Source organism: Nocardioides sp. CF8 (assembly GCF_000389985.1).
In the GTDB taxonomy this organism is placed as follows: Bacteria; Actinomycetota; Actinomycetes; order Propionibacteriales; family Nocardioidaceae; genus Nocardioides; species Nocardioides allogilvus.
Window position 1 is genome coordinate 239887 of record NZ_CM001852.1, and the last position, 281, is coordinate 240167.

Annotated in this window: 1 pseudogene; it reads right to left on the minus strand. The window is 72.6% G+C overall.

What is annotated here, in order from left to right:
* Positions 1-31 precede the first annotated feature (31 nt).
* Positions 32-281, minus strand: a pseudogene (locus CF8_RS22250) (hypothetical protein); the annotation flags it as partial.

Below are 281 nucleotides of genomic sequence, written 5' to 3' on the forward strand. Positions count from 1 at the left end.
ACCTGTCACCCCGACCCGTGAGCCGCAAGGACTAGGGCCTGCCCTCGCAGCTCGTACGCCGCTCGGCCGATGCGCAGAGGTCCGCGCCCCGACCACCGTCCACCGTGTCCCGACCCGGGCCCGCGTCGATCCGATCGGGGGCCCAGGAGCCGACGATGGTGTCGGCCCCGGCGCCACCGTGGAGCACCGTGGACCGCGCGATCTCGCAGTCGATGTGGATGGTCGTGCTCGTGCCCCAGATGATGTCGTCGGGGCCGCCCCGACCCTGGATCCGTGTGTCG